20 protein-coding genes and 7 tRNA genes are annotated in these 20749 nt (G+C 40.8%); 22 read left to right on the forward strand and 5 right to left on the reverse strand.

Annotation, left to right across the window (positions count from 1 at the left end):
• The first annotated feature begins 5 nt into the window (after nucleotides 1-5).
• From ACNSN3_RS04415 to ACNSN3_RS04450, 8 genes are all read left to right on the forward strand, one after another.
• Nucleotides 6-338 (forward strand): Na+/H+ antiporter subunit G, encoded by a 333-nt coding sequence (locus tag ACNSN3_RS04415; RefSeq protein WP_008114566.1) that lies wholly within the window; start codon nucleotides 6-8, stop codon nucleotides 336-338.
• Between the two features lie 132 nt (nucleotides 339-470).
• On the forward strand, nucleotides 471-965 hold the full coding sequence (locus tag ACNSN3_RS04420; protein WP_055011750.1) for a DUF2059 domain-containing protein: 495 nt from the start codon (nucleotides 471-473) through the stop codon (nucleotides 963-965).
• Between the two features lie 158 nt (nucleotides 966-1123).
• Nucleotides 1124-1561 carry a MerR family transcriptional regulator gene (locus ACNSN3_RS04425; protein WP_418609040.1) on the forward strand — a complete coding sequence of 146 codons (438 nt, stop codon included), beginning with the start codon at nucleotides 1124-1126 and terminating at the stop codon, nucleotides 1559-1561.
• Entirely contained in the window at nucleotides 1558-3798 is a 2241-nt protein-coding gene (locus ACNSN3_RS04430) for a heavy metal translocating P-type ATPase (protein ID WP_418608643.1), read from the forward strand. Before ACNSN3_RS04425 ends, ACNSN3_RS04430 begins: the two co-directional genes overlap by 4 nt.
• Before the next feature lie 425 nt (nucleotides 3799-4223).
• Nucleotides 4224-4439 carry a TIGR02450 family Trp-rich protein gene (locus ACNSN3_RS04435; protein WP_010391412.1) on the forward strand — a complete coding sequence of 72 codons (216 nt, stop codon included), beginning with the start codon at nucleotides 4224-4226 and terminating at the stop codon, nucleotides 4437-4439.
• Between the two features lie 538 nt (nucleotides 4440-4977).
• Nucleotides 4978-5190, forward strand: a complete 213-nt coding sequence (locus ACNSN3_RS04440; RefSeq protein ID WP_010391413.1) for an EF-hand domain-containing protein — start codon at nucleotides 4978-4980, stop codon at nucleotides 5188-5190.
• 155 nt (nucleotides 5191-5345) lie between these two features.
• On the forward strand, nucleotides 5346-5558 hold the full coding sequence (locus ACNSN3_RS04445) for a calmodulin (protein WP_010391414.1): 213 nt from the start codon (nucleotides 5346-5348) through the stop codon (nucleotides 5556-5558).
• A gap of 69 nt (nucleotides 5559-5627) precedes the next feature.
• Nucleotides 5628-5843 (forward strand): calmodulin, encoded by a 216-nt coding sequence (locus ACNSN3_RS04450; protein WP_418608644.1) that lies wholly within the window; start codon nucleotides 5628-5630, stop codon nucleotides 5841-5843.
• A 66-nt stretch (nucleotides 5844-5909) separates the two neighbouring features.
• Here the strand turns inward: ACNSN3_RS04450 and ACNSN3_RS04455 are convergent, their stop codons facing one another.
• Nucleotides 5910-7520, reverse strand: coding sequence for a M28 family metallopeptidase (locus ACNSN3_RS04455; RefSeq protein WP_418608645.1), 1611 nt, complete (start codon nucleotides 7518-7520; stop codon nucleotides 5910-5912).
• Between the two features lie 161 nt (nucleotides 7521-7681).
• Between ACNSN3_RS04455 and ACNSN3_RS04460 the strand changes: the two genes are divergently transcribed.
• Nucleotides 7682-9052 carry a Gfo/Idh/MocA family protein gene (locus ACNSN3_RS04460; protein ID WP_418608646.1) on the forward strand — a complete coding sequence of 457 codons (1371 nt, stop codon included), beginning with the start codon at nucleotides 7682-7684 and terminating at the stop codon, nucleotides 9050-9052.
• Between the two features lie 69 nt (nucleotides 9053-9121).
• Here the strand turns inward: ACNSN3_RS04460 and ACNSN3_RS04465 are convergent, their stop codons facing one another.
• Nucleotides 9122-10699 carry a LysM peptidoglycan-binding domain-containing protein gene (locus tag ACNSN3_RS04465; protein WP_075170564.1) on the reverse strand — a complete coding sequence of 526 codons (1578 nt, stop codon included), beginning with the start codon at nucleotides 10697-10699 and terminating at the stop codon, nucleotides 9122-9124.
• Between the two features lie 153 nt (nucleotides 10700-10852).
• A complete protein-coding gene (gene gloB, locus ACNSN3_RS04470) occupies nucleotides 10853-11626 on the reverse strand; it encodes a hydroxyacylglutathione hydrolase (RefSeq protein ID WP_055011755.1) in 774 nt (257 codons plus the stop codon).
• Between the two features lie 53 nt (nucleotides 11627-11679).
• Here gloB and ACNSN3_RS04475 point away from each other — a divergent pair, with 53 nt between their 5' ends.
• Nucleotides 11680-12441 (forward strand): class I SAM-dependent methyltransferase, encoded by a 762-nt coding sequence (locus ACNSN3_RS04475; RefSeq protein ID WP_054202171.1) that lies wholly within the window; start codon nucleotides 11680-11682, stop codon nucleotides 12439-12441.
• A gap of 14 nt (nucleotides 12442-12455) precedes the next feature.
• Here ACNSN3_RS04475 and rnhA read toward each other — a convergent pair whose 3' ends face one another.
• The gene (rnhA, locus tag ACNSN3_RS04480) at nucleotides 12456-12920 is read right to left on the reverse strand and encodes a ribonuclease HI (protein WP_054202172.1); all 465 of its coding nucleotides are present in this window, start codon (nucleotides 12918-12920) and stop codon (nucleotides 12456-12458) included.
• 68 nt (nucleotides 12921-12988) lie between these two features.
• On the opposite strand from rnhA, the gene dnaQ reads away from it, so the two are divergent.
• The 10 genes from dnaQ to ACNSN3_RS04530 all read left to right on the forward strand — a co-directional run bounded on the left by dnaQ (nucleotide 12989) and on the right by ACNSN3_RS04530 (nucleotide 16891).
• Nucleotides 12989-13702 (forward strand): DNA polymerase III subunit epsilon, encoded by a 714-nt coding sequence (dnaQ, locus tag ACNSN3_RS04485; RefSeq protein ID WP_418608647.1) that lies wholly within the window; start codon nucleotides 12989-12991, stop codon nucleotides 13700-13702.
• Between the two features lie 9 nt (nucleotides 13703-13711).
• On the forward strand, nucleotides 13712-15082 hold the full coding sequence (locus ACNSN3_RS04490) for a TIGR03503 family protein (RefSeq protein ID WP_010391426.1): 1371 nt from the start codon (nucleotides 13712-13714) through the stop codon (nucleotides 15080-15082).
• A gap of 98 nt (nucleotides 15083-15180) precedes the next feature.
• Nucleotides 15181-15257, forward strand: a tRNA-Asp gene (locus tag ACNSN3_RS04495).
• 27 nt (nucleotides 15258-15284) lie between these two features.
• Nucleotides 15285-15361, forward strand: a tRNA-Asp gene (locus tag ACNSN3_RS04500).
• A gap of 41 nt (nucleotides 15362-15402) precedes the next feature.
• Nucleotides 15403-15479 (forward strand) — tRNA-Asp (locus ACNSN3_RS04505).
• Nucleotides 15480-15510: 31 nt separating this feature from the next.
• Nucleotides 15511-15587, forward strand: a tRNA-Asp gene (locus ACNSN3_RS04510).
• 38 nt (nucleotides 15588-15625) lie between these two features.
• Nucleotides 15626-15702: transfer RNA gene (locus ACNSN3_RS04515), tRNA-Asp, on the forward strand.
• Nucleotides 15703-15739: 37 nt separating this feature from the next.
• Nucleotides 15740-15816: transfer RNA gene (locus ACNSN3_RS04520), tRNA-Asp, on the forward strand.
• A gap of 53 nt (nucleotides 15817-15869) precedes the next feature.
• Nucleotides 15870-15946: transfer RNA gene (locus tag ACNSN3_RS04525), tRNA-Asp, on the forward strand.
• 228 nt (nucleotides 15947-16174) lie between these two features.
• Nucleotides 16175-16891, forward strand: a complete 717-nt coding sequence (locus ACNSN3_RS04530) for a helix-turn-helix domain-containing protein (protein WP_008111733.1) — start codon at nucleotides 16175-16177, stop codon at nucleotides 16889-16891.
• 52 nt (nucleotides 16892-16943) lie between these two features.
• On the opposite strand, the gene ACNSN3_RS04535 is transcribed toward ACNSN3_RS04530, so the two are convergent.
• Nucleotides 16944-18887, reverse strand: coding sequence for a S9 family peptidase (locus tag ACNSN3_RS04535; protein ID WP_418608648.1), 1944 nt, complete (start codon nucleotides 18885-18887; stop codon nucleotides 16944-16946).
• Nucleotides 18888-19049: 162 nt separating this feature from the next.
• On the opposite strand from ACNSN3_RS04535, the gene ACNSN3_RS04540 reads away from it, so the two are divergent.
• Nucleotides 19050-19640 (forward strand): ABC transporter ATP-binding protein, encoded by a 591-nt coding sequence (locus ACNSN3_RS04540; protein WP_013464562.1) that lies wholly within the window; start codon nucleotides 19050-19052, stop codon nucleotides 19638-19640.
• Nucleotides 19637-20746: a DUF6136 family protein gene (locus ACNSN3_RS04545; RefSeq protein WP_418608649.1), complete on the forward strand. Its 1110-nt coding sequence runs from the start codon at nucleotides 19637-19639 to the stop codon at nucleotides 20744-20746. Before ACNSN3_RS04540 ends, ACNSN3_RS04545 begins: the two co-directional genes overlap by 4 nt.
• Nucleotides 20747-20749 lie beyond the last annotated feature (3 nt).

Raw genomic sequence — 20749 nt, forward strand, 5'->3', positions numbered from 1 at the left:
TTAAAATGATAAGTGAATGGATCGTATCAATATTGCTGCTATTAGGCGGGTTATTTATTTTAATTGGCTCAATTGGTTTAATTAAATTACCTGACTTTTTTATGCGTTTACATGGGCCAACAAAAGCCACCACTTTAGGTATGGCGAGTATACTTACCGCTGCTATGGTATTTTTTGCTAATTCAGTCAGTGGCTTAAGTGTAAAAGAAATATTAATCACTATATTTCTATTAATCACTGCACCTATTAGTGGCTATATGCTGATTAAAACCGCTATTCATCATAAGCTTAAAGCTAAAGAGGGAACGAAAGGGCTCGATAATATCGAAAAAGATTAGCTCTGGGAATAAACGATTAAAAGCCGAATAAACACCTGTTATTCGGCTTTTTCGTTTTTTAGTTGTCCCCATTTACAACACTTGTTGAACATGTGATTATGACGCTAATTCAAATACAAAAAGGATATTAATATGGGTAAGGTAATACTGCTTTCACTTTTAATTTTTTCAACTAACCTTGCAGCGCAAACTGCCAAACAGCAAAAAATTGATGAGCTGGTAGAGGTGATGAACATGGATGCCATGGTTGACTCTATGTATGCGCAAGTTGAGGGCATGATGCAAAATATGTCAGTGCAAATGGGCGTAAAGCCAGATGAGAAAGCAATTTTCGACAAATATTATGCTGATATGACCGAGGTATTAAAAACAAAAATGAGCTGGCAAAAAATGCAGCCGATGATGATTAACCTCTACGATAAACAATTTACTGAACAAGAAATTAGCGACATGTTAGCTTTTTATAAGACAGAGTCAGGGCAGGCTATTTTGAAGAAAATGCCACAAGTAATGCAAGAATCAATGCAAATGTCACAAGCCTTAGTACAAGACGCTATGCCTGAAATTCAAGCAATTGCGGGTGAGCTTGGTGAAGCACTTAAGCAATCTCGAAGCAAAGCAAACTAAGCACTACAGTAACTCTCAAATTTAGCAGTCACTTATGGTGGCTGCTCTTATCTTAACTTTCTTCCACACTCCCAGCCATATGCTTAATTAATTGTTGACCTATGTGTTACACATAGGTTTATTATGTTGTCATTACATAGCCAGCCAGAGGTTTAATGATGTACGTAAAGCAATTAGCCAATACTATGGGCGTGACCCAAGACACAGTTCGTCATTATACGCGAATAAAGCTGCTTAATCCTATTCGTGGTGAGCGCAATGGTTATCAAGTGTATACCGCAGCCGAACAGCAACGTTTAAAGTTTATTATTAGTGCGCGTCAACTCGGTTTCTCAATAAAAGATATTCAACAAATTATTGCGCAGTCGGAGCAAGGGCAGTGCCCTTGTCCGCTCACACGACAATTAATAGCAAAGCGACTAGAGGAAACAGAGCAGCACTTTCAAGAAACACTTAAATTACGCACGCGAATGCAAGCAGCGGTTAAACAGTGGGATAAATCGCCTGATGGGGCTGTAAGTGCAGATATATGTAGCTTAATAGAGACCTTTGTTGATCCAATCTCTGAAGTTAAAAATACTAAGGAAGCGTTATGAGTAATCAACCCACCACGCAAAACTTTATGATTGAAGGCGCAAATTGTGGCAGTTGCGTGGCTAAAATAGAGAAAGCACTGAAAAATGTAGAGGGTGCGCAGCGCGTTGAAATGAACTTTGCCGATCGAACTGTGCAAGTAGAAGGTTCGGCTAAGGCTGAGCAGCTAATGCACGCTGTCGCTGATATTGGCTATCAAGCTAAACCTATGAACAGTGATTCTCAACAAGACGCCCTAGATGAAAAAGCCGAAGCTGATAACGCGCACTACAAAAAACTTATGCGCAATATGCTATTGGCATTGGGTTTGGGTGCGCCATTAATGCTTTATGGATTAATCTTTGATATGAGTGTCACTAGCAATGCCCAGCGTATTGGCTGGTTTATTGTTGGAATGATGACGTTGGTCGTAATGATTGTGTCGGGTAAGCAATTTTATACTGGCGCATGGCAGTCATTTAAAAATCATACGGCTAATATGGATACCTTGATTGCGCTTGGTACGGGAACAGCCTGGCTATATTCAATGGTGGTGGTGATCATGCCAAGTCTATTACCAGAGGTGGCTAGACATGTTTATTTTGAAGCCTCAGCAATGATCATAGGCTTAATAAGTCTTGGCTTAGCCTTTGAAGTAAAGGCGCGAGGGCGTACCTCTGAGGCTATTAAACGCTTAATTGGTTTACAACCTAAAACGGCACGGGTGATCCGAGATAACCAAGAGCAAGATGTAGCTATAAGCCAAGTTATTAAAGGTGACTTGATTCGTGTCCGCCCTGGAGAGAAAATTTCAGTCGATGGAGATGTTATTGAAGGTAGCAGTACACTAGATGAATCAATGCTCACTGGTGAACCGATGCCGGTTAATAAGGGTGAGGGTGACAAGGTTGTTGCTGGCAGTATTAATAAAAGTGGTACTTTGTTGTTTAAAGCAACCCATATAGGCAGCGAAACCACCTTAGCGAATATTATTAATATGGTTAAACGTGCACAAAACTCTAAACCCTCAATTGGACGCTTAGCTGATGTTATTTCAGGCATATTTGTACCCACAGTGATGATTATTGCGGTGCTAGCAGGCTTAGCATGGCTTAACTTTGGCCCACAGCCGAGTATTGCTTATGCGGTTGTTGCAATAACCACAGTTTTAATTATTGCTTGCCCGTGTGCACTTGGCTTAGCTACACCGATGTCAATTATGGTCGGCATAGGTAAAGCTGCTCAGTCGGGTATACTTATTCGTAACGGTGAAGCGCTACAAACAACAGCTAAAATCACCACCATGATCTTAGATAAAACAGGCACTATAACCGCAGGTAAGCCAACCGTGACCGATGTGGTTACGTTCAACCAAAGCGACAGTACCGAGGTGCTAAAGTTAGCAGCTAGTCTTGAAAGTAGTTCTGAGCATCCATTAGCCGAAGCCATGGTTAATTATGCTAAAAACCAAAATATTTCCCTTGAAAAAGTCAGTAATTTTAATGCTATCACTGGGCAAGGTGTCATCGGTACTATTAATGAGCAAAGCCTATTGTTTGGCAATCAGGCACTAATGAAAAGCCACAATATAGATATTGCAGAGGCAATACCTCAAGCGGAGCAGCTTGCTAGCGCTGCTAAAACGCCGATGTACTTTGCTATTGGCAATCAATTACATGCCATTATTGCGGTTGCTGACCCAATAAAAGAAGATTCAGCTGAAGCTATTAAACGCTTACAAAATAATGGTATTCATGTGGTTATGCTGACAGGCGATAACCAAGCGACCGCTAAAGCCGTTGCCAGCAAAGTCGGTATTACAGACTTTATAGCGCAATTAATGCCAGATGATAAAGCCGGTGAAGTGACTAAGCGCCAATCTCAAGGTGAAATTGTGGGCATGACTGGCGATGGTATAAATGATGCGCCAGCGTTGGCACAAGCCGATGTTGGATTTGCCATTGGCACTGGTACAGATGTAGCTATTGAAAGTGCGGATATAACGCTGATGCGAGGCTCACTTCATGGTCTTGCAGATGCCATTGCAATTAGTGGCGCAACCATAACTAATATTAAACAAAATTTGTTTGGGGCGTTTATTTATAACATTGCGGGTATTCCGATTGCTGCAGGGCTGTTGTATCCGTTTTTTGGTTTACTACTAAACCCAGTCGTAGCTGGCGCGGCAATGGCTTTATCATCGCTTACTGTAGTCACTAATGCAAACCGATTACGTTATTTTAAAGCGAGTAACTCGTAACTTTATTTATAGGGGATTTAATTATGTTATTAATTAATTTATTAGGCGTTTTACTTATTGTCGCTATTATTTATTGGTTTTGGTTGTATGAGCCGAAGTAAACAGTCATAGCAATCAAATAGCCATTACTGTGGGTAACGGGGTGTATTAATTATCCAGCGTATATTAAGGTAGCAGCGAACAGGCCTCTGACCCTGAATCGACAAGACGGTTCTCCTTGCGCTGAAACAGTGATTTCCCCCGTTTGAACTCGTGAAACGCCAAGTATAGGTGAAAATGCGGCTATTGAATTACTTTCGTTTGATGCTGGAGAATATACTTTTCATTGCTAAATACAAATGTTTAAAGGGAAGTTTTTGGTTTTTTAATAAAACTAAACGTATCCCTGATACGTATTCTCAAGCAGAAAACATAAAAGGTGTAGTATGAATAAATTAAACCCTAAAAAACTGCTAAATAGTAAATGGACTGCCATCCCAGCTATTAATAAAGAAAAGCACTTTATTATTGTTGAGGTAGAATTTGATGAAGACGCTAATGTGATTGAATGTATCACTGAAGCGGTGATGTCAAAAAATCAATATCCTATTCAGTGGCGCGACTTAAAAGACGAACAAAGATGGCGCCAAGGCTGGAAGTGACCCCATATACTCATGCCCAAATAAGTGGGTATGAGTGATATCAAATTAGTATCCCGCACGAGATTCATTCCTTACTTTAAGTATTTATTCGCCATACGGCGACAAATCCTTGCTTTTTCTCTCCCCGTTAAAAAAATTAATTTATATTTTTCTACAAATCAATTTAAGTTGTTTATTTTCAATTTGTTATCTATTTAATTTAACCTGTTTAATTTCGCGTTGTTAATTTGTTCAGTGGCGATTTATCTCTATAGCGACTCAGTTTTATTGTTTTATTTTGAATTGAAGATAGGTGTGTCTTTTTTAGATGATTTAAGTTGTTGAATTTTAATGGGTATTTTTTTAGTTAAAAGTAGCTGTTGCAAAAGAGCAACAAAATGTTGGGCATTTTTAAGTAAAAATCACATTTTTATTTTTAACTTATTGTTTATAAATAAAAAATTAAACATGGCATCGAAGTTGTAATACCTAAGCTGTATTTAGCAAAAAGTGATTAAGCTTAACGCTTAACCTTACAACCCAATGAAGGAATTACGTTATGACAACATTTAAATCAACACTGGTATTAATGGCACTTGCTTCTTCATCTGTGGCGTTTGCTGCAACAGATTTTGACACACTGGATGTGGATGGTAATGGCGCAATAAGCCAAGCGGAAGCATCAGTAGACGCTTCACTTATGAGTAAGTTTACAGAGCTTGATACGGATAAAAACGGCGAGCTTTCTAAAGCAGAATTTTCTAAGGCTTAAAAGGCCAATGCTCAACGCTATTACATATTCTGAGTTGCCAAAGACAACCTAAATAGGCAAGGGAGCCTATGAAAGAGAATAACTAGGATGTACGGTTGTAGCGTTGAGTTAATTAATTTATACCCAAACATTGCATACTTTGAAGGATTAATATTATGAAAAAATTACAGTCAACTCTTGTACTTATGGCACTTGCTTCTTCATCTGCAGTATTTGCCAGCACAGACTTTGAAACTCTTGATGTAGATGGTAGTGGCGCAATTAGCCAAGCTGAAGCATCGGTTGCGGCCGAACTTATGGAGCAGTTTGCAGAGCTGGACGTAGATGGCAATGGTGAACTTTCTAAAGACGAATTTTCAGCATACTAACTTTATAATTCCCTAAGGATCTTTGAAAAGGATTTCTTACCCACTTTTTTATTAAGCTAAGGATTTATTATGAAAACATTTACTAAAACGCTTGCTTTAATTGCACTTGCTTCGTCTTCTGCCGCTTTTGCTGCGGTTGACTTTGATTCTTTTGATTCTGATGGCGACGGCGTTATTAGCCAGTCTGAAGCACAAGCTAATTCACAATTAGCTAAATTATTTGATGACTTAGATATTGACGGGAATGGCGAATTATCTAAGCAAGAATTTGCCAAAGTTCAGTAACAAACACGCACAATCTTTAACGATACAGATAAAAGCAGCCGAATAATTTCTCGGCTGCTTTTTCATTTACTTATCTTCTAAACGTTTGGCTTTAAAATCAGACTCGCTTGTCCACTTAGGCCAGTCGCCATTATTGGCAAGTTGACTGGCTATATCTATAACTAGCTCGATATCCTGTTTTGCACCAGCTAATGACCATGTATCTGAATAGTCGTCGGCTTCTTTATGGTATTTATGACTGATGTAGTCAGGATCGGTATCACCTAAGCTCATAAACAGTAAACTTGGCACGCCTTGTTTAGCGAGTGAGAAATGATCTGATCTAAAAAACAATCCATTTTGTGGGCGAGGATCCATTTTTACCACGCGTCCTTGTGCTTTAGCCGCGCTTGCTAAGTAACTCTCCATTTCTGATAGGTTGTTACCGTATTGCAAAATATAATCGGTTTCATCGAGCACGTTCATACCATCGATATTTAATAATCCGACCATTTTTTTGGTGGCAATCATATTCCCATTGGCAAATTCTTCTGAGCCGATTAGACCTGTTTCTTCGGCGGTAAAGTTAGCAAACAGGATTGAGCGTTTAAATGGCTTTTGCTGATGCATCTTGCTCATAATGCGAGCTATTTCAAGTGTTGCTGCGGTGCCCGAAGCATTATCTACTGCGCCATTATAAATTTTAGGTCCACTGTCGGTTTGTTTAGTACCAAAATGGTCCCAATGGGCACTAATAATAACGTATTCGTCAGGGGTTTCACTGCCTGTAATTTGTGCAACCACATTATGTGATTTAGCGTGTGACACTTCATTTTTAAATGCAAGGTTCGCCTTTAAGTTCAATTCCTTGGCTTGAAATTGCTTACTTAATGCGTGTTGCTTTAATTGTTGATAATTTAAGTTTGCCGATGCGAATACTTGTTCAGCCGTATTAAGTGTTAACCAGCCCATAACTGGCAGTTCAGATGCATTAAGGTTGTTGTCCATCAAGCTATACTTGGTGCCCGTGTTTGAGCTTTCAACCACGCCCCAAGGGTATGCGGCTGGGGCTGTTTCATGAACAATAAATACCGCTTTTGCACCTCGGCGCGCGGCTTCTTCATATTTATAAGTCCAGCGGCCATAGTAGGTCATGGCATTGCCTGTAAATAGTGTATCGTCTTGGGTGGCAAAGCCCGGATCGTTCACCAGCACAATAACGGTTTTATCGGTTACATCAACATTGGCATAGTCGTTCCAGTTATATTCTGGCGCGTTAATCCCATAACCAACAAATACAATATCGCTATTGCGGACATCAATAATCGGCTGTAACTGCTTTGTACGGGCGGTGAAGTCTTTACCTGCAATAAAGCTAAGCTTCCCCATAGTTAATTGCATGTTTTGATCTGCAGTTAGCATGGCCATTTTAACTGGCTGTAAATACTTCTCTTGATACGCGCCAGACAACCCCATTGCTTGGTATTGCTCACTTAAATAACCAACGGTTTTAACTTCACCTAAGGTAAGCGGGCCGCGTCCTTCAAAGTCATCTGACGCTAAGGTTTTAATATGCTGTTTAAGATTATTTAAACTAACGCCAGGGGTGTTTTCAAGAGATGAAGCTGGCGTTGTAGGCTCAGAGCAACCCGTTAGTGCAATAGCTAAAAAAAGTGCAGTGATTTTTATATAAGACATAACTACTTAAAATAATAATTTTTTTCGACTATAACCCCAAGTAACCGGTAAATGCGAATTTTTATCTCTTTTAACCTTATTTTTATGTCGCTTACCTCTTCACCTATTTACCCGTTCATCGCCTTTAGGTAAGTTAAAACAATAACAAAAGGGATAAAGCAATGAAGCAATTTAATCGTCGAGACTTTTTAAAAGCAGCCAGTGTTGCCGCAGCTGCAGGTGTAGTGAGTGGTTGTGCATCAAGTGGAAGTGCTAATGCAAGCGCACCAAAACAGCAAGGGCGCAGCGTTATTGGTTTAGTCGCGCCTAAAATGGATGTGGTTAGAGTGGGCTTTATTGGTGTGGGTCAGCGCGGTTATGGACATGTAAAGCGCATGAGCCATATTGAAGGTGCGCAAATAGTCGCTATTTGTGACACGCACACTGAGGTGCTAGAGCGAGCTGCCAATTATTTAGTTGATAAAGGGGTAGCTAAGCCGGCGTTATATACTGGCAGTGAGCGGGCCTATCAACAAATGCTTGAACGACAAGACATAGATATAGTCATTATTTCTACTCCTTGGGCATGGCATGCACCTATGGCTATCGATACTATGAACAGCGCAAAACATGCTTTTGTTGAAGTGCCCTTGGCACTGACTGTTGACGAAATGTGGCAAATTGTAGATACCGCCGAACGTACTCAAAAAAATTGCATGATGATGGAAAATGTGAATTACGGTCGCGACGAGTTAATGGTATTAAACATGGTGCGCCAAGGTGTATTTGGGGAGCTGTTACATGGCGAAGCGGCCTATATCCATGAGCTACGTTGGCAAATGAAAGAGCTTGAGCACAAAACAGGCTCATGGCGAACGCAATGGCATGCAAAACGTGATGGTAATTTATACCCGACCCATGGATTAGGCCCTGTATCGCAATATATGAATATAAATCGTGGCGATAGGTTTGATTTTTTAACCTCCATGAGCTCTCCTTCGCTGGGTAGAAGCGCGTATGCACAACGTGAATTTGCAGCGGATCATTCCCGTAATCAGCTTAATTATATTGCCGGTGATATGAACACGGCACTGATTAAAACTCTCAAGGGGCGCAGTATTATGGTACAGCACGATACAACAACCCCTCGGCCATACTCTCGACATAACTTAATCCAAGGCACGAATGGTGTGTTTGCCGGTTTCCCTAATCGTATTGCCCTTGAAAATGGTGGTTCTAAAAGTTTTCATGAATGGGATTATGATATGAGCGGATGGTATGAGCAGTACGACCATCCCCTATGGATTAAAATGGGTGAAGAGGCACAGCGCAATGGTGGCCATGGTGGCATGGACTTTTTAATGTTTTGGCGGATGATTTACTGTTTAAGAAATGGCGAACCGCTGGATCAGGACGTTTACGATGGCGCAGCATGGTCGGTTATTTCACCGTTATCAGCCCAGTCTGTGAGTGAGCGTAGCCGCTCAATCGATATTCCCGATTTTACTCGCGGTGCATGGCAAACAGCACAGCCTTTAGGCATTGTAGGCTAAGGTTTATAGCAGGCATAAAAAAAGAGCGCATGCGCTCTTTTTTTATTTAACAGTTTTTTACAATAAGGATCAGCTACTTCTTACATCTACTTTTAATTTAAGCTTTTGTCCTGGCTGTAAGTATTTTTGTCCGGCAAGGTTATTCCATTTAATAATATCGCTCACTGTTAAATTAAACTTAGACGCTATACGCGCTAAAGAATCGCCTCGACGAACTTTGTAGGTAATAGTACGATTAGTATTACTCGTCGACTTTTTAGGCTGGCTAGCTGACTTATAAACTACCAATTTTTGATTTAAACGCAGTACTGCATTTTTTTTCAGCTTATTCCACTTAGCTAATTCACTCATAGTTACATCGTATTCGCGGCTAATATCCCATAGGGTATCGCCACTTTTTACCGTATGAGAAAGTTTAGTGCGTAAACTTTTATTAGCGGCCGCACGTACTTGCTGAGGCAAATGTTCACTGTTAATTTTACCATCAGTGAGTGGTACTAAAATTTGTTGACCCACACGAATTACGTTTGAGTTAAGCTTATTTAATGACTTAATCGCGCTGATACTAGTGGTAAATTTATCTGCAATCACCGACAAGCTATCGCCACGTTTGACCTTATATTGCTGCCAACGAAGACGGTTTTTAATCGCTGTAGCGGTAAGCTTTTCAGTGAATTGTTCTACTTTATCGGTAGGTAGTAATAAAAAGTGTGGGCCATCAGGATCGGTTGCCCAGCGGTTAAATCCTGGATTTAATCGATATAGTTCGGTAAGGGTCATATCGGCCATATCCGCAGCCAGTGCTAAATCTATTTGTGACTCAATATTAACCACTTCGACTACTTGTGCGTTAATTATTGGCTTCCACGACACTTTAAACTCATCTGCACGTTTTAGTAAATCAGCTAAAGCTAATAATTTAGGCACGTAGGCGGTGGTTTCACGAGGTAAATCTAGTGACCAAAAGTCGGTAGGTAAATGCTTTTTACGATTCTTTTTAATCGCACGCAGCAAGCGGCCTTCACCTGAGTTATAGGCGGCAATTGCGTTCAGCCAATCACCTTCAAGGGTTTTGTGTAAGTACGAGAGATAATCAAGTGCAGCGCGAGTAGACTGCACAATATCGCGACGACCGTCATACCACCAGTTTTGTTTTAAATCGAAACGCTCGCCGGTTGCGGGCATAAACTGCCAAATACCCGATGCAGTACGGTGCGAATAGCCATAAGGGTCGAACGCACTTTCTACAATGGGTAAAAGTGCAATTTCGATGGGCATTTCACGCTTTTCAATTTCTTCAACAATAAAATGTAAATACGGCTCAGCACGTTTAGAAATACGGTCAAGGTATGCCTGATGACGTGCATAATAATTACGCTCAGCGACCACTGGGCGATTTTGTGGAATATCAATAGATAATTGGTAACGAATACGCTCCCAAACATCGTCAAACACAGGGGCTTCTTCTTCAATATCGTTTACTTGTTGATATTGCGCATTCATCATTAATGCAGTGCTAATATCATTTGGGCTGGCGCCTTCAAGCTGGTTTTGAGCTTGATTTTGTGAATCTGTGTTTAACGTTGTCAGTGTTTGACAACCGCCTAGCGTCATCGCTAAGACCAATAAAAGAGGAGATTTATTCATAAATACCAATACATAGGGTAAAAAACTCGGCGAATACTACCCATAATGAGTCAACATTGCCACTTATGACCGTTAAAAGTTCCAAACAAATATGATTAGAAAATGTTAACTTATTGTTTGTTAACTAATCGTTTTATTATTATTGTTGCTAGCTTAAAAATGATCTTTGAACTTTCTCAGACTAGCAAAGTTTTCCCAAGGTTCATTGTTTTTTGTAACTAAACAATACTCTTTTGGTAATGACTCTGTAATATTGGGTAAGTTGCTACGCATGAAAGGGTTAACTTTAAGCTCTTGACCTATGGTGCTTGGCAAGCTTATTTCATCATTTTTTCGCAATTCATCTACTTGCTGGCTGTAAGCGAGTAATTCGGGGTTTCGTGGCTCAACCGCTTTTGCAAAGGCCAAGTTTGCTTGGGTGTATTCGTGGGTGCAATATACTTTGCAATCACTTGGCAGTACTCGCAACTTATTAAATGAATGCCACATTTGCTCAGGGCTGCCTTCAAATAAGCGCCCACAACCGCCGCTAAATAGGGTGTCGCCAGTAAAGGCCAGTGCATCATTAATATAACAAATATGGTCTAGGGTGTGCCCAGGAGTCGCTATAATGTCAAATGGAATGTTTAAAACGCTAATTGTATCACCTTCATTTAAAGGCGTTGTTATTCCCTCAAATGGGCTATTACTTGGGCCGTAAACTGTGATGTTAGGGTACTGCTTTACTAATTGAGCTACGCCATCGGTATGATCATAATGATGATGGGTAATTAAAATACCGCCAAGGGTTAAGTTATGCTGTGCTAAATGCTCTAAAACTGGCGCTGATTGCCCAGGATCAACCACCCACGCTTGGTTATTCTGCTCGGTGGTTAAGCACCAAATGTAGTTATCAGAAAAGGCTTTAATTGCTTTGACTTGCACCATGTATCGTTGCTCTATAAAGTGGTATTTAATTAATATTATAACGAGCTTATATAATGAAACCAGCCCTTAGTTTTCAAGAAGGTCCTAAACCGTTGTCATGGCAGCAGTTTCCGCATGGTGATTATTTACGTTGTGATATAGAACGCAAATTGTCGCCTTGGTTACCGCGAATGTTTGGCTATCATATGCTTAAATTAGGTAATTTAAGCGGTGAATTAGACACCAGTAAAAGCTCCATTAAACATCAAGTATGTGTTGCAGAGCTTGGCCCATACACGGGGGTGGTTGCCGATATAGATGAACTGCCTTTTTACGAGCATAGTATAGATGCTTGCATTATGAGCCATTGTTTAGAGTATCACTCAGATCCACATCATATTTTACGTGAGGCTCATCGAACTCTTATTCCAGGCGGTTATATCGCCATTACGGGTTTTAATCCGTTTAGCTTTTGTGGGTTAGCGCAGTTACTGCCGTTTAGCCGTCAAAAATTACCGTGGACAGGGCGCTTTTTTACTCCTGCACGGGTAAAAGACTGGCTAAATTTACTTGGATTTGAAATTGTGGCCGATGAGCGTTTTATTTATTCGTCGTTGGCGCGCGGTAATCGCTTATCGCGGTTTGCATTTTGGCGCAGCTTTACCAAACAGTATTTAAAACCTATGGGCAGTGTGTATATGCTGGTGGCACGAAAACGAGTTGCGCCACTTACACCAATCAAACCTAAGTGGCATGCTCGTCCACAATTTGCGCCAATAAAAGGGGTAGGGCTTAGGCAAACCTCAAAGCAGCATTATCAACAAAATAAAAAATAGCATGATGTAGAGGGTTACGGTTGGTAACCTTCATCATCGAGTAAGTTGTTGCCGCTGGCTGCATCACGAGCAAGGTCGTCAACAATTTCGTTATATTTGTGGCCACTGTGCCCTTTTACCCATTTCCAGGTAACGTCGTGCTCGGCACAGGCTTTGTCGAGACGTTTCCATAAATCGACATTTTTAACCGGCTTTTTAGCCGAGGTTTGCCAACCGCGTTTTTTCCAATTGGTGATCCAAGACTCAATACCCTGCTTAACATATTGGCTATCGGTAGTCAGGGTTACAGGGCAGGCACGATTAAGAGATTCTAGCGCCACAATGGCTGCCAGCATTTCCATACGGTTGTTGGTTGTAAGCTTATAACCTTGGCTTAATTTTTTTTCATGGGCTTCATAAATCATAAAAATACCATAACCACCGGGGCCTGGATTACCTAAACACGAACCATCGGTGTAAATCTCTACGGTTTTTTGCACTGTTTTACCTTGATATTATGTACAATAAAGTGATTATAGAAAGATACCAGAGTCAGGCTTAATTCGATATGGCACGCAGACAAATAGTTTTAGATACAGAAACCACCGGCATCGACCCTAAACAAGGGCACCGTATCATTGAGATCGGTTGTGTGGAGCTTATGAATCGCCGGTTAACCGGCAATAATTTTCACGTTTACATTAATCCGCAGCGCAGCATTGAAGAAGAAGCAATCGATGTTCACGGTATTACTAATGAATTTTTACGCGATAAACCGCTTTATCGTGATATTGCCCAAGAGTTTTTTGACTATATTAAAGGGGCTGAGTTAGTCATTCATAATGCGCCGTTCGATATTGGCCATATGGATAATGAATTTGCGTTATTAAATCAAGGCTATCAAAACACCCATAGTTTTTGTGGTGTGCTTGATACCCTTAAAATGGCGCGTGACTTGCATCCAGGGCAAAAGAACAACCTAGATGCACTTTGTCGCCGCTACGATGTTGATAACACTAAGCGGACGTTACACGGCGCCTTACTGGATTCTGAAATTTTAGCCGATGTTTACCTGGCAATGACCGGGGGGCAAGTAAAGCTAAACCTAAATCAAAACAAAGATGACTCAAGTGAAGATCAAAAAGGCGGTATTAGACGCCTAAGTAGCGACAGAGCACCTTTGGTAGTTATAGCAGCTAACGATGCAGAGCAAAGCGCACATCAAACGCGTTTAGAAATTGTACAAAAGGAGGGCGGCCATTGTTTATGGCGCGCTGAATAGGGCATTATTATGAAAACGCTATTAGTAGTTTCACTGCTTTTAATTGCCGTGTGTTTCCACCCCGATGCACACAGCGTAAAGCAAGTTGAAGAGTTAAAAGGCAGCGGTAAACAAAATGAAATCCCGTTACTGGATAACCGTTTTCGTGTTGATGACAAAATTGATGAAATAAAATTAATATTTTTTAGACGCCCTGGATCGCCTGCCGTAATTTTAGTAAGACCCGATGGTACTAAATACTTTGCAACCAATGCGGTGAGAAACACTAGTCTTGATTGGTACGACGAATTAAATTATGACTTAGTGGTTATTCGCAATCCCATGCCTGGGCCGTGGCAAGTTATTGGCCAAATAATGCCAGAAAGCCGCATTGTTGTTATTGGTGAGCTATCGCTAAAAGTAGACCCACTGCCTAAAATTCTGTTTCAGGGTGAAACTGTAAAGGTAACTGGTGAGATTTTAAATGATGGCGAGCCGATTCGCGCCAACCTATTTAAAGATGCGGTATCGCTTAATGTAAGCTTTGTGAGCACCAATAATGAAAACTTTGAAAACTTTGGTGCAGGCATACAACAAGTAACTGAATTCAAAGATGATGGCTACGGGTTCGATGAAAGCGCTAAAGACGGTGTGTTTACCGGTGAGTTTACCTTAAATTTCACACCTGGCGAGTGGCGCCCTGAGCTTTATATTACCACTGATGTATTAGAGAGGCGGGTGGTTCAAGATCCTATTGTTGTGCATGAGCCGCCTTTCAGCTTTACCTCCGTTGAAGCAACCGAAGAGGGGGATGATCATCGCATTACCATCAATATTGATGATGAGCTTTTAAAACCTGATACGGTGATCATGCAAGGTAAAATTTATTATCCCAATGGTGAAGAGCAGGTATTTTACTTAGATAGCAACAGCACTACTGCTAGAGAGCTGGCTTTACAAGATTATGGCTGGGGGCGCTACAACATTGAAATCTCTGTTTTTGGCTCAACAATCAATGACCGAGAGTTTATGGCTACATTGCCAACCTATTTATTTGAAATAGAAAGACCGATTGAAGTGATTCCAGAAATTCCAGTTGCCAGTGTTAGCGAACCAGAAATTATTCCTGTGCCAGTTGTAAAACCAAAAGTAATGTCCACGGGATTAATGGTTAGTTTAATTGTTGGTGGAAATTTGGCCATTTTATTTATAGGTTGGTTATGTATTCGTGTTTTTGTGCAGAACAAACCATTAAAACTTAAATTGAATTTAGCTTTTTTAAATAAAAAGAAAGCTGTTGAGTCAAAAAAAGCTGAACAGCAAAAATCAGATGAACCAGAAAATAGCTCAAAAAATGATAAATCAGGTGGAATTTTAAACCTTTCGATGTCAGATGACTAAAAAACCTGTAAAAAAACAAAAAAGCCCTTGACGAAGCAGGGGCTGGTTCGTATTATTCACGCCGCTGTCAGGGGAGACTCAGACAGAAACGAAAATGCGGAGTGGTAGTTCAGTTGGTTAGAATACCGGCCTGTCACGCCGGGGGTCGCGGGTTCGAGTCCCGTCCACTCCGCCAATTTTCGACAATTTGTAAGTATGCGCTGGAGTGGTAGTTCAGTTGGTTAGAATACCGGCCTGTCACGCCGGGGGTCGCGGGTTCGAGTCCCGTCCACTCCGCCAACACTTACACAACATATGGTTGTAAAACATATTCTTATTATGGAGTGGTAGTTCAGTTGGTTAGAATACCGGCCTGTCACGCCGGGGGTCGCGGGTTCGAGTCCCGTCCACTCCGCCAATAAGAAAAAATAACAGTTTAAATACGCGCTGGAGTGGTAGTTCAGTTGGTTAGAATACCGGCCTGTCACGCCGGGGGTCGCGGGTTCGAGTCCCGTCCACTCCGCCAACTATTTAAACACTGTTATATTACAAAATTTGTATGCTGGAGTGGTAGTTCAGTTGGTTAGAATACCGGCCTGTCACGCCGGGGGTCGCGGGTTCGAGTCCCGTCCACTCCGCCAACAAATTAAGTAATGACAAGTAAAAAGATATCTCTGCGGAGTGGTAGTTCAGTTGGTTAGAATACCGGCCTGTCACGCCGGGGGTCGCGGGTTCGAGTCCCGTCCACTCCGCCATTTGATATCGTAACAAAATTAGTAAGTGCATTACCCCATGCACATACCACTGCGGAGTGGTAGTTCAGTTGGTTAGAATACCGGCCTGTCACGCCGGGGGTCGCGGGTTCGAGTCCCGTCCACTCCGCCACTTGTTATTTCCTCAATAACAAGCAATAAATAATTTCCTTATTAATAAATCCAAACATAATTTTTTATCAGCTATCAGCTATCAGCTATCAGCTATCAGCTATCAGCTATCAGCTCGACTCTTCTATACTAACCTGCTAATATTCTTGGCTATTCTTTAATATTCAGCTTCTTATCTCTGCATGAATTACCAAGAATCTAACCTCACTTTAAAAAAGGAAGCATTAAGATGAGTACATTAGGTCAGCAATTAAAGCAGCTAAGAAATAATAAAAAATTGAGCCAACCTGAATTTGCCCAGCAAGCGGGTATAGAGCAGAGTTATTTATCCAAGCTTGAAAACGATAAATCAATTCCCTCCAATGAAATATTTAGAGCTTTATTGATAGCATTAGATCTTTCAATTGATGAGTTTATGAAGCCACTAGTATCGAGTCACGATAAAGTTAGACTGATGCAAATACCCGATGTAGAGCTGTGGTATAAAAGTAAAGCAGTAAAGAGCTCAGCCACACAGCGTAAGGTTATTTATCTCGCAATGTTTTTAATATCTATTGGTTGTGCATTGTTTTATGCAGGACATAAAAACTATGTGTTCAATGAGCGCTTTTACGAATATAAATCACAAGGTGTGATCAAAACAGGTGAACCTCTGAATGTTTTTACTCATTGGAGCAATTATATTATTGAGTCGAATCGAGAAAAAAGAGATGAGAAAAATCGGGAAATGCTGGCCAGAAGGGTACCAAGTTTTAAGTTAATGGATGAGTATGTCGGTGAATCATTTGTTGAAGAGGTTGAGGGAGGTAAACGTGTTTATACTGCAAATGAGCTTTCGCGGACTATGCCACATGCAGGCAATAGTTGGTTTGAGTTTTTAGGTATTTTTGCTGCTGTATTTGGTTTGGCGCTCGCTTTACTGGAACCTAGATTAACCAAGCAATAAAAAGCCTGCGTACATGAAAACGCAGCAGGCTTTAATATAAATTGGCTTACAATTACCCTTGTGGGCCAAAGCGTTCTTTCAAGTAAGTATCTAAAAAGTTTAGGTAGGCGTTGGAGGCGCTGATACGGTTTTCTTTTTTGCTAAAACCGTGGCCTTCATCATCAAATAATACATACTCTACTGGCACACCATTAGCTTTAACCGCAGCAACCAACTCATCGCTTTCAATTTGTAATACGCGTGGATCATTAGCACCTTGAATAACCATTAAAGGCTTAGTGATGTTATCGGCATGAAATAGCGGTGAAATAGCACGGTGACGTTCACCATCGGTGGCAGGATCGCCCATTTCATCGTATAGCGCCTTTTTAAAGCTTTCCCACCATGGTGGAATTGAGTTCAGTGTGCGTACCCAGTTAGTCACACCAAAAATATTGATACCTACTTTGAACTCTTCCGGTTCAAAGGCAAGCGCGGCTGCGGTCATAAAGCCGCCGTAGCTACCACCCATGATGCCGATTTTATCTGCATCGACCCAATCTAGGCTTTGTAAGTGTTTTTTACCGTAGACAATATCTTGTAGATCATCGGTGCCATGTTTTTTATCGTCTAAATGGAAAAATGTTTTACCATAGCCTGAGCTACCGCGGTTATTGACGGCAAAAATAGCATAGCCATGATTAACTAAATGTTGCTGCATTGCGCTATAACCAGTTCGGCTTTGCCCACCTGGGCCGCCATGCACCCAAATAAGTGCAGGTACTTTATTGGTGCTGCTGGCTTGTTTTGGTTTGTATAATACGCCCGGTATTTCTAAATCATCAAAACTTTTAAAGCGCACAATGGTGCTCTCTACTAAGTCGTTTTGATCTATATCTTCACTTAATGTGTTGGTAAGTTGCTTGGCTTCATTACTGCCAACTTGCCAAACAAATAAGTTGCTTGGTGAGGTATCTGAATTTAAATAAAACGCCATGGTTTTCTCATCGCTTGAGAAATTCACACCACGTAGATTTCCCGCAGGTAATTTAGGCATGGCAATTTCATCCGCTGTTTGCGTGTCTTTTACTGTGACCTTTGTGCTGGCATCAGCATTTACACCGCTTACTTGGTAACGCCCAGATTTAGAAAAGTAAATAAAGCTAACGTCCCAATCATCTTTTAATGCTGGGCTGTGCTTGCCTGTGGCGAGCTCATATTGCCACACCTCTGAAAACTCTCCTTTAGCGTCTGTTGAGTAGTATAAATATTTGCTGTCTACAGAGAAGGTCTCAGGCGTATATTGTGCTGGTGTATCGTGTTTTGAAATTAATTGCGGCTTGAGGGTTTTCTTATAGGTATCAAGAATAAACGTATCGCTGTCTTTATTGGTATTATTTTTAGACAGTGCAATGTAGCGTCCATCAGGGCTAATTGCGCCCACATCTAGTCCTTGTGTGTTTTGATAAACGGGCGTGACTTTATAGGTTTTGCTATCTACACGATACAAGTCCATAAACTTGGCATCGCGTTGATTACTGGTAATAAAAAACTGACTGCCATCTTTAGTAAAGCCTGTAAAACTCGCGCGGGTTTCTTCCCCTGGAGTTAAATCTTTGATTGAACCATCAACTTCACGCACATAAACATGGTAGCGCTCATTACCGCCTGAGTCCTTGGTAAATAGTACACGCTCATCATTTGGGAAATAGCGAATAGGGTAGGTGCTGTCTTCAAAATTGGTTAGGCGCGTTTTACTTGCTGTTTTTACATCGACTTCATAGAGGCTATAGATACCGCTTTCATCGCTACTAACTAGAACTTTATCGCCAGTCGGGGAAAAGCTACTGCCCATGATAGATGTTGTATCAAAAAAGGTTTTAGCGTTATAGGTTTTTACTTGTTGTGTTTGCTCAGTTGCCACAGGGGTAGAGGCTGAATTATTAGATTGACTGCAACCTGTTAATGCAATTGATACTGCACAGGTAATACATGCAAATTTGAGGGCTTTTTTCATAGATACATTCCTTGGATTATAATTATAGACTTTTAGTGTTAACCGAACATTTTTTAAACGCAAGTAATTAGCCTATTCGAACTGCAATAAAGTGTTACAAACCATGTAGCCCACGAAAATAGAAAACCAGTTATAATTCACTTTCAAAATCAGGGAGTATTTATGATAGAAGTCATTGGGTTACATAAACAGTTTGCTGAAAACGTATTGTACAGTGGCTATAGTGTGCAGTTTTGTGCACCTAAAATATGCATTGAAGCGCCTAATGGCCAAGGTAAAACAACGTTGTTGATGATGTTGGCAGAGCTCGAAACGCGCCAAAGTGGGCAGATTTTATTTTCTAAAAAAGCATTAACCGAACCGCATAAACAAGTTGCTATAGCCTCAGACTGTATTGCTTTACCTGACTTTCTTACGGCAAAGCAAATTATTAACTTGTCCGTGAATACGCTGGGTTGTGATTGGCCAACGACAATAATAGATGGGTTTAATTTCAATGAATTTTTAAATACTCGTTTTGATGCGCTGTCGTCAGGTAATCAAAAGAAATGCCAGTTAATTTTAGCGCTTATGCGTGACGCACCTTATTTACTTCTAGACGAACCCAGCGCAGCACTTGATCAAGCCAGTATTCAGTATTTATTAGTGCTGCTTGATGAATATCTAATAGATAAGCCAAATGGGCAAATAGTCATCACTTGCCATGAACCAGCGCCATTTATTGAGCGTGGCTTTGAGTGTATACCGTTATGATTGCAAATTTAAAACAATCAATCGGGCAATATCGCTCCTTTATGGATTATCGTTATCAGGCTTACAAAACTGAACTCACGCAATTATTGTTGCAACTTAAAAACTTTGGCTTGTTATTTCTAGTGGTACTTGGCTCTGCCATGCTTGGTATGATTTTACTGTTGTTTTTAGGGCTGGGAAAAATTATCGATAGCAGCGATGCACCGCAGTATGGTGCACAGATGGCTTGGCTGTATTTGCTGTTGCAAAGTGTCATGTTGAGCGCAATGAAATCTGCTATAAAAAACAGCGCTCAACGTGCCTTTCAACAAACATTGGTGAAGCGATATTGGCTTGGTTTTATGGATATAAAGCTATTACTTTTAAGCAATGGCTGGTTGATTGCGAGCCTCATTATCGCGATTGATCTTAGTGTGAGTCAGTGGCTTAGAGTGCCGCATTTCTGGTTGTTTTTACTATTGCAATTTGTGCTCGGCATTTTATGTTTATACAAGCCAATAGCGCTGGTTTATGGTTTTTTGTTATCCGCAATTTGGGCAACGTTACCGCTTGATGTCAGTCCATTGCTTTATCATAGCGGCTTTGTTCTGTTATTTGCGCTAAGTACCTTGATGGTCCCTTTTAATGCTACAGCTAAGCTAAAGTTGAATTCACTTTCAGGCTTTTGGCTGTTATTTTTTATGCATAATAGCTGGGCTTTGATATGGCGAGGAGCTTTATTACTATGTGTATTTATGGCATCCAAGGTGTTGTTACAAGAGCGCGCTGATTTAGCTGCTATATTCAGTATTTTGTCACTTGCCTTTGTGGTGTTATTTAGTAGCTCACTACAATTTGATTGTCGTCACCTATATCAGCAGTACAGTGTGTTTTTTAACATGCAGAATAAGCAAACAGCATTCTTTGTTAGCTTATTTATTCCTAGCTTAATTGTATTATTACTCGCACTGGTTGGTTTTGTGGCTTTATTTAATCAAGCAAATTGCTTATTGCTAGTAATAGGGGTTGTTTGGTGTTTACTACAACAGGCCTTAGCGCAAAAAAAACCAGCGCATTATGCGCTGGTTTGGATGGTTATAACAGGTGTGTTGCTTAGCTTTTATTAGTAA

This window comes from Pseudoalteromonas sp. US3C1004, assembly GCF_048401065.1.
Taxonomy (GTDB): domain Bacteria; phylum Pseudomonadota; class Gammaproteobacteria; order Enterobacterales; family Alteromonadaceae; genus Pseudoalteromonas; species Pseudoalteromonas undina.

Coding starts and splice junctions, on each gene's coding strand:
- ACNSN3_RS04415 (WP_008114566.1), top strand. CDS start 6: ATGATAAGTGAATGGATCGTATCAATATTGCTGCTATTAGGCGGGTTA.
- ACNSN3_RS04420 (WP_055011750.1), top strand. CDS start 471: ATGGGTAAGGTAATACTGCTTTCACTTTTAATTTTTTCAACTAACCTT.
- ACNSN3_RS04425 (WP_418609040.1), top strand. CDS start 1,124: ATGTACGTAAAGCAATTAGCCAATACTATGGGCGTGACCCAAGACACA.
- ACNSN3_RS04430 (WP_418608643.1), top strand. CDS start 1,558: ATGAGTAATCAACCCACCACGCAAAACTTTATGATTGAAGGCGCAAAT.
- ACNSN3_RS04435 (WP_010391412.1), top strand. CDS start 4,224: ATGAATAAATTAAACCCTAAAAAACTGCTAAATAGTAAATGGACTGCC.
- ACNSN3_RS04440 (WP_010391413.1), top strand. CDS start 4,978: ATGACAACATTTAAATCAACACTGGTATTAATGGCACTTGCTTCTTCA.
- ACNSN3_RS04445 (WP_010391414.1), top strand. CDS start 5,346: ATGAAAAAATTACAGTCAACTCTTGTACTTATGGCACTTGCTTCTTCA.
- ACNSN3_RS04450 (WP_418608644.1), top strand. CDS start 5,628: ATGAAAACATTTACTAAAACGCTTGCTTTAATTGCACTTGCTTCGTCT.
- ACNSN3_RS04455 (WP_418608645.1), bottom strand. CDS start 7,520: ATGTCTTATATAAAAATCACTGCACTTTTTTTAGCTATTGCACTAACG.
- ACNSN3_RS04460 (WP_418608646.1), top strand. CDS start 7,682: ATGAAGCAATTTAATCGTCGAGACTTTTTAAAAGCAGCCAGTGTTGCC.
- ACNSN3_RS04465 (WP_075170564.1), bottom strand. CDS start 10,699: ATGAATAAATCTCCTCTTTTATTGGTCTTAGCGATGACGCTAGGCGGT.
- gloB (WP_055011755.1), bottom strand. CDS start 11,626: ATGGTGCAAGTCAAAGCAATTAAAGCCTTTTCTGATAACTACATTTGG.
- ACNSN3_RS04475 (WP_054202171.1), top strand. CDS start 11,680: ATGAAACCAGCCCTTAGTTTTCAAGAAGGTCCTAAACCGTTGTCATGG.
- dnaQ (WP_418608647.1), top strand. CDS start 12,989: ATGGCACGCAGACAAATAGTTTTAGATACAGAAACCACCGGCATCGAC.
- ACNSN3_RS04490 (WP_010391426.1), top strand. CDS start 13,712: ATGAAAACGCTATTAGTAGTTTCACTGCTTTTAATTGCCGTGTGTTTC.
- ACNSN3_RS04530 (WP_008111733.1), top strand. CDS start 16,175: ATGAGTACATTAGGTCAGCAATTAAAGCAGCTAAGAAATAATAAAAAA.
- ACNSN3_RS04535 (WP_418608648.1), bottom strand. CDS start 18,887: ATGAAAAAAGCCCTCAAATTTGCATGTATTACCTGTGCAGTATCAATT.
- ACNSN3_RS04540 (WP_013464562.1), top strand. CDS start 19,050: ATGATAGAAGTCATTGGGTTACATAAACAGTTTGCTGAAAACGTATTG.
- ACNSN3_RS04545 (WP_418608649.1), top strand. CDS start 19,637: ATGATTGCAAATTTAAAACAATCAATCGGGCAATATCGCTCCTTTATG.